At 63.6% G+C, this 761-nt stretch carries 1 protein-coding gene; it reads left to right on the forward strand.

Going from position 1 to position 761, the window contains the following annotated elements:
- The coding region (locus tag AC6CH8_RS22820; protein ID WP_498192464.1) for a lipoyl synthase at positions 1 to 761 on the forward strand (761 nt) is incomplete at both ends.

Below are 761 nucleotides of genomic sequence, written 5' to 3' on the forward strand. Positions count from 1 at the left end.
TGCCCGAACATTTTTGAGTGCTGGGAAGATAAGGAAGCGACGTTCCTGATCGGCGGGTCCGAGTGCACCCGGCGCTGTGATTTCTGCCAGATCGACACCGGCAAACCCTCCCCGGTGGACATGTTCGAACCCACCAAGGTGGCCCGGAGCGTGCAGGCGATGCAGCTGCGCTACGCGACCGTGACCGGGGTGGCCCGTGATGACCTGGCCGATGAGGGTGTGTGGTTGTACGCCGAAACGGTCCGGAAGATCCATGAACTGAACCCGGGCACCGGGGTGGAGTTGCTGATCCCTGATTTCTCCGGCAAGCCCGAGCACATCGCGGCGATCTGTGATTCAAAGCCCGAGGTATTCGCGCACAACGTCGAGACCGTGCCGAGGATTTTCAAGCGGATCCGTCCGGCGTTCCGGTACGAGCGGTCCCTCGATGTCATCACCCAGGGCCGGGATTTGGGCATGGTGACCAAGTCCAACCTGATTCTGGGCATGGGTGAGACCCGCGAGGAAATTTCCGAAGCGCTGCGGGATCTGCACGCTGCCGGGTGTGACCTGATCACGATCACCCAGTACCTGCGTCCGTCCGAGCGGCACTTGCCGGTGGACCGGTGGGTCAAGCCGCAGGAGTTCGTGGACCTCCAGCACGAGGCCGAAGAGATCGGGTTCCTCGGCGTCATGTCCGGCCCGTTGGTGCGCTCCTCCTACCGGGCAGGGCGTTTGTGGGCCACCGCGCTGCGGAAGAAGGGCTGGGAAATCCCGGCCGC

This window comes from Paenarthrobacter sp. GQ52, assembly GCF_059759005.1.